The following is a 6108-nucleotide window of genomic DNA, read 5'->3' as shown; positions in this document are numbered from 1 at the left end:
CTATACTTTTTGGTAGAAAGTTTATCTGTTCTCTGTTACCGCATATTAGTGCCATCTCGTTAACTCCTATCTTTTCTTACACCTATTAAATTTTAATCCTTGATTCTAATAAAATCTTCCTTTATGACACAGTCTGAATGCCATCACAAAATTCTTATGTCTATCCATACTCCCATTGCCAACATTCTTATATAAAAATCAGCAAACCCAACCATAAAAAGACTTGTCCATGCCCAAAACATATGATGTTCATTCATACAGCTAACTTTTTTATATATCTTGTGTTGACATCCACATTTAAAAGAATCTTTATAACCCCCGATTAAATGCCTGAAGGAGTGACAAGATAATGAATACATTGTAAGTAAAAAAGTGCTTGCAAATAAAATGACAGTACCAATACCAATTCCAAACTGTCCGTTAAAATCAAATGCTTTAATTACATCATGCCATAAAAAAAACAAAAGAGCTGTTGCACCTAATAAAAAATACCTGTGAATATTTTGAAGAATTAAAGGAAAGATTGTTTCACCGCTATATTTCCTATAGCCTTCAGATACAGCACATGCTGGTGGATCCATAAGATAAGAACGATAATAAGCTTTCCTATAATAATAGCAAGTTAGTCGAAATCCAGCAGGAATCCACAGAATCAAAAAAGCTGGTGAGAATTTCCACCAATCAAAAATAATCAAAGGCGAGTAAAACGGCGATAGATAAGGACCATATTCGTAATACTTTCCCTGAAATGCTGCCCATGTAGCATAAACTATAAAGCAACTTAAGCCAATAAAATAAATTAATGGCTCAAACCACCAAAAATCTTTTCTTTGAGTCAAAGCAAATTTATTTTTTGGTTTTTCTAAAACTGAAATAGCCATATAAAAAGTAATTTTTTAAACGCATTTGCTATTGTAGCATCTGTCCGATTTACTCGGCAGATGCGATCAAATTAAAGGATCGACCTCAGGAAACTTCAGCTTGTCTGAAGTTAAATAAAAATAAACCGAAATTATTCTACTAATAAATTCCAAATTTTTCCACTCTAATTTTTGTGCCTGCAATATTAGCTGCTGTTAAACCTACTCCCATTAAAGCTGAATCAATCAATATACTAAGCCAGTAATTTTTCATCTGAGCTTTCATTGTTTTTGATATCATATCAATTTTTATTTCATCATCCTCATTTTCAGCTTGCTTTAACTCTGTCTCTAGCATTGCAAGATTTTTTACTTTTTTAATTCCTAATTCTTTAGGTGAATTATGATCAATAATTTGAGTATCATATTTCTTATCATGTTTGTCAGAAAGTTTAAAGTTTACCCATTCAACTCCAAAAAACATAGTAGGCCAAAATACTGATAATCTTAAACATCTTTCAATAAATTCATTTAATGATCTTGATGCAAGAAGGAAACCACAATCCCCGCCAAATAAAAATGTACCTGCCAAATTTAATCTTTGAGCATAAATTGCTTTATAATAATCAAACTGTTTAATATGTTTTTTAACAAAGCTTAAAAATTTACTCTCCTTTAGTTCAGAATCAAAGCTTGTTGCTGCTTTTTGAACTTGATTTGAATACCAATTACTTCCAAATACTGTAGGTAAAATCCCAAGTCCAAATTTTATATATTTTGTCTTCTCGTGAAAGCTTGCACTTTCTTCTTGCTGAGACTCACTTAGTAAATCAGTCTCACCTGTATATCCAACAACACCCAATAAACTTTTTGAAAACCATACTTGTACCCAGGGAACTAAATAAGTTAAAAGTCCAGAATACAATATATCTTTTTTTACTACATTTGTTTTTGCTTTTACTATTTTTTGTTTAAATTCTTCTAACTTTTGTTCATGCTTGTCTACATCATCACCTAAAATTTCGTTTACTTTTTCTTGCCCTTCCATAGCAATTAATTTTTGTTTAAATTCTTCATTACCTTCTTTTGTTCTTTTCTCAGGAATTAGGTCTTCAAATTGATTATAAAAAAGCTTTTTAAAATTTTCAGGTAACCCGGATTTTTTAGCTGCTAGTTTATTTAAAATTGGAATAAATAATAAAGGAATAAAAAAAGAAGTTACAAGAAATAATGTTATTCTAAAAGCAACTTCTACAGCTGTTTTCCAATTCCTTCCAACAAGTTCAGTAAGAGTACAAGGAATATCTGCTCCAAGGAGTTCAATTGTTGCTCTGTTTAAAATTGTATTATTTTGAATCTCACGAGTTGCTTTGTATAATTTGCTACTCATATATGAGTTTGCTTTAGCTAAAGATTGAGTAGCAAATGTTACACCATTAGTACCAATAGTCATTTTAAAATCCTCAAATAATATACTGTTATAGGCTCTACAATTTTAGCAACTTTCAATGTGTATTGATTTAATGGTAAAACAAAATAAATCTTATAAATCTAAAAACAAAAATTAATATAAAATTAAAAAGCAGAAAAATTGTTTATAGTAAGTTAAGGGTAATGATAAGGAAGGAAATATAAAGAGAGGAAGAGTGTCCGAGTGGTTGAAGGAGGCAGTCTTGAAAACTGTTGATGGCGTAAGTCATCCGGGGGTTCGAATCCCTCCTCTTCCGTTTTGTTTTTTGTCAACTAAGGGTAAAATATAAAAGAGGTAAATTAATGGCTTTCAAAGGAAAAGGCAAATATATTGGTGAAGGAAAAATTCAATTTGAAGGAGACATAAAATTACCTCCTAATACTGAGGTTTTTTTCGTACTTGAAGAGGCTAAAAATATAAGCAATGAAGATAGTGATTTATTTGGCACTTTAAGAGGTAACAAAGAAATAAATGACTCTGTAGAATATATTAATAATCTTAGAAAAAAATCATCTTATAACAATTCAGGGGGGTTAAAAACCATACAAGAGTTAGAAAAAGAGTTTGATGAGTGGAATCCTAATGCAGAGTAGTTTTCTACTTAATAGCAACATATTTATTGATTACTTAAAAGGATTGGACTATTCAAAAGAATTTATTACTAAAAATAAAAAAACTATTTATTACTGTGATATAAATGAAAAAGAACTAATACCACTAGGTACAAAAATTAAGAAAAAGAAAGAAGTGAAAAAATTTTTATCTAACTTTAATAGAATTCCAATTAAAGCTGATAAAAGAGTTTTTGACATTTATGCAAACTTGGTGAAGAAACATGATTATCTAAATGTACATAAATATGATGGCTTGTTAGCTTCTTTAGCTATTCTTAAAAATCTAACACTTGTAACTAGGAACAAAAAACATTTTAAACCAATTGAAGAATTAAAAACAAGAATATTTATAGAAGTAGGAGAAGAAATTGTTAAAATTACTTCTTAGAAAAGTTTGATAAATGCCAATTACGCTTCTTAACGGAATTAAAGTATTAGATCTCAGCAGACTATTGCCAGGTCCAATGTGTACTTTACATTTAGCAGATATGGGAGCAGAAGTTATAAAAATAGAAGAGCCTAAAAAAGGAGATTATAGCCGCTTTATTCCACCTATACAAAAAATTAATTCTAACTTTTTCTTAGCACTAAATAGAAATAAATATTCTATGACTTTAGATCTTACTAAAGAAGAAGGGAAAAATATTTTTTTAAAATTGTTAAAAACTACAGATGTAGTTATAGAAAGTTTTAGACCTGGAGTAACTAAAAAGTTAGGCATTGATTACAGTGTTGTTAAAAAAGAAAATCCAAAAGTAGTTTATTGTTCTATTACTGGTTATGGACAAACTGGACCATATCGCGACAAAGCAGGCCATGATTTAAATTATTGTTCTTACTTGGGTATTATTAGAGAACCTTCTATACCAGGTTTTCAGATAGCAGATATTGTTGGCGGTGCACTTAATGCTACTATGGGCATTTTAGCTGCATTGGTATATAAGAAAACTACTGGACAAGGTCAATATCTAGATGTGTCTATGATGGATGGAACACTAGCACACCAGGCTACAGAATTATCAAGCCTGAGATCTCTGAATGAAAAAGATGAAAATATTTCTAATACAGATTTATTAACCGGAAAAGTGCCTTGTTATAATATCTACAAAACAGCTGATGAAAGATTTTTAGCTATTGCTGCTATTGAGCTTAAGTTTTGGAGAATCTTTTGTGAGACTATTAATAGAAAGGATTTAATACCTCATCACATGGTTACTGGGGATAAAGCAGCAAAAGTTAAAGATGAACTAACTAAAATATTTAAAACTAAAACTCTTAATGAATGGATAGAATATTTTAAGAATGTTGATTGCTGTGTGTCACCAGTATTAACTTTCAAGGAAGCTGTAATAAATGAACAAATTAAAGCAAGAAATATGTTTCTTACTGAAGAACACCCAATTGAAGGTAAAGTAACTCAATTTGGTTTTCCTATTAAGTTTAGTGATTTTAACTTTGATATAGAAAAGCATGCACCAATGCTTGGAGAAGATACAGAGAAGATGCTAAAAGGTTTAGGATATTCAGATGATGAAATAAAAAATCTTAAACTAGAAGGAGTAATTTGAGTTTTGTTTTACTTTCTTTTACTCGTCGTTCATGGGCAGAACCATGGAAAGTAAAAGTTGTTGAGTCGTTGAAGATGACTACACGTGCTGAACGTGAAAGTGCTATAGTTCTTGCAGGTTTTAATACATTTCTCCTACGCTCAGAAGATGTCTATATCGACTTGCTTACAGATAGTGGCACAAGTGCAATGAGTGACTGGCAATGGGCAGGCATGATGCTAGGAGATGAAGCTTATGCAGGCAGTAAGAATTTTTATCATCTTGAAGAAACAATACAAAAATATTACGGCTATCGTTATATAGTTCCAACACATCAAGGACGTGGTGCTGAACATATTTTATCTCGCATGTTAATTAAACCAGGTGATATTATCCCTGGTAATATGTACTTTACAACAACACGCCTTCACCAGGAATTAGCAGGTGGAACATTTATAGATGTTATTATTTCTTGCGCACATAATCCAAGTAATGAACACCCATTTAAGGGGAACGTAGATCTAGAAGTCTTAGAAAAATTAATTCATAAAGTAGGTAGAGAACGTATTCCTTATATTAGTCTTGCAGCAACAGTAAATATGGCAGGAGGTCAACCTATCTCAATGGCAAACCTCAAAGCAGTACGTGAACTTACAACTAAGCATGGTATTCCAATAATGCTTGATGCTACAAGAGCTGTAGAGAATGCTTATTTTATAAAACAACGTGAGGATGGATATCAAGATAAGTCTGTAGCTGATATTTTAAAAGAGTTTTGTTCTTATACTGATGGTTGCACAATGAGCGGGAAAAAAGATGCACTTGTAAATATTGGCGGCTGGCTAGCATTAAATGATGCTCATCTTTATGAAGAAGCACGTAATCTTGTAGTTGTCTATGAAGGATTACATACATATGGTGGTATGGCTGGACGTGATATGGAAGCAATGGCGCGTGGCATTGTAGAGTCCATCCAAGATGATCACATTCGTGCTCGTGTTGGGCAGGTTGAATATCTTGGAAAAAAATTAATTGATTGGGGTATTCCAATTGTTCGTCCAATTGGTGGGCATGCAGTTTATCTAGATGCTAAAAAGTTTTACCCTCACATTCCTCAAGACGAATTTCCTGCACAAACTTTAGCTTGTGAACTTTATATAGACTCCGGAGTACGTGCAATGGAAAGAGGTATTGTCTCAGCAGGCCGGGATAAAACAACAGGCAAGCATTGTTTTCCTCTCCTTGAGCTTGTACGACTAACTATCCCTCGCAGGGTTTACACACAAGCACATATGGATGTTACTAGTGAATCAGTTGCAACTGTTTACAACAATCGTAAAAAAGTACGTGGACTAAAGATGATCTATGAACCAAAATATTTACGTTTTTTCCAAGCAAAATTTGAAAGATTGTAAAAAGATCTACTATACAATTTCTGGTATCTCAAATGATATTTGAGTTCCTTTTCCAACCTCACGCAACTTTGAAAATTAATCTCGAGAAAAGGCGTAATTCTTGAAAATATTAAAGTTTAAACAAAAATAGATGGCCTACATATTAATTCCTGGCATTGGTAGTTGTAATTGCTTAAAGGCATACTCTGTTCCACCAACTGG

At 31.9% G+C, this 6108-nt stretch carries 6 protein-coding genes and 1 tRNA gene; 5 read left to right on the top strand and 2 right to left on the bottom strand.

The genetic code is table 11. The features are described 5' to 3' along the window. Positions 1-143: 143 nt before the first annotated feature. On the bottom strand, positions 144-881 hold the full coding sequence (locus tag HYY52_03250; GenBank protein ID MBI2995708.1) for a succinate dehydrogenase: 738 nt from the start codon (positions 879-881) through the stop codon (positions 144-146). Between the two features lie 139 nt (positions 882-1020). Further along, the gene (locus tag HYY52_03245; GenBank protein ID MBI2995707.1) at positions 1021-2313 is read right to left on the bottom strand and encodes a hypothetical protein; all 1293 of its coding nucleotides are present in this window, start codon (positions 2311-2313) and stop codon (positions 1021-1023) included. A 187-nt stretch (positions 2314-2500) separates the two neighbouring features. Here HYY52_03245 and HYY52_03240 point away from each other — a divergent pair. From HYY52_03240 to HYY52_03220, 5 genes are all read left to right on the top strand, one after another. Further along, positions 2501-2587, top strand: a tRNA-Ser gene (locus tag HYY52_03240). 46 nt (positions 2588-2633) lie between these two features. Then, positions 2634-2924: a hypothetical protein gene (locus HYY52_03235; GenBank protein ID MBI2995706.1), complete on the top strand. Its 291-nt coding sequence runs from the start codon at positions 2634-2636 to the stop codon at positions 2922-2924. Beyond that, entirely contained in the window at positions 2899-3333 is a 435-nt protein-coding gene (locus HYY52_03230) for a PIN domain-containing protein (GenBank protein ID MBI2995705.1), read from the top strand. Before HYY52_03235 ends, HYY52_03230 begins: the two co-directional genes overlap by 26 nt. A gap of 13 nt (positions 3334-3346) precedes the next feature. Further along, on the top strand, positions 3347-4513 hold the full coding sequence (locus HYY52_03225; GenBank protein ID MBI2995704.1) for a CoA transferase: 1167 nt from the start codon (positions 3347-3349) through the stop codon (positions 4511-4513). Continuing rightward, positions 4510-5907: a tyrosine phenol-lyase gene (locus HYY52_03220; GenBank protein ID MBI2995703.1), complete on the top strand. Its 1398-nt coding sequence runs from the start codon at positions 4510-4512 to the stop codon at positions 5905-5907. Before HYY52_03225 ends, HYY52_03220 begins: the two co-directional genes overlap by 4 nt. Positions 5908-6108: the final 201 nt, after the last annotated feature.

This window comes from Candidatus Melainabacteria bacterium (assembly GCA_016193285.1).
Taxonomy (GTDB): Bacteria; Cyanobacteriota; Vampirovibrionia; order 2-02-FULL-35-15; family 2-02-FULL-35-15; genus JACPSL01.
The sequence above is the reverse complement of the archived record's forward strand: the minus strand, read 5'-3'. Positions and strand labels throughout refer to the sequence as shown.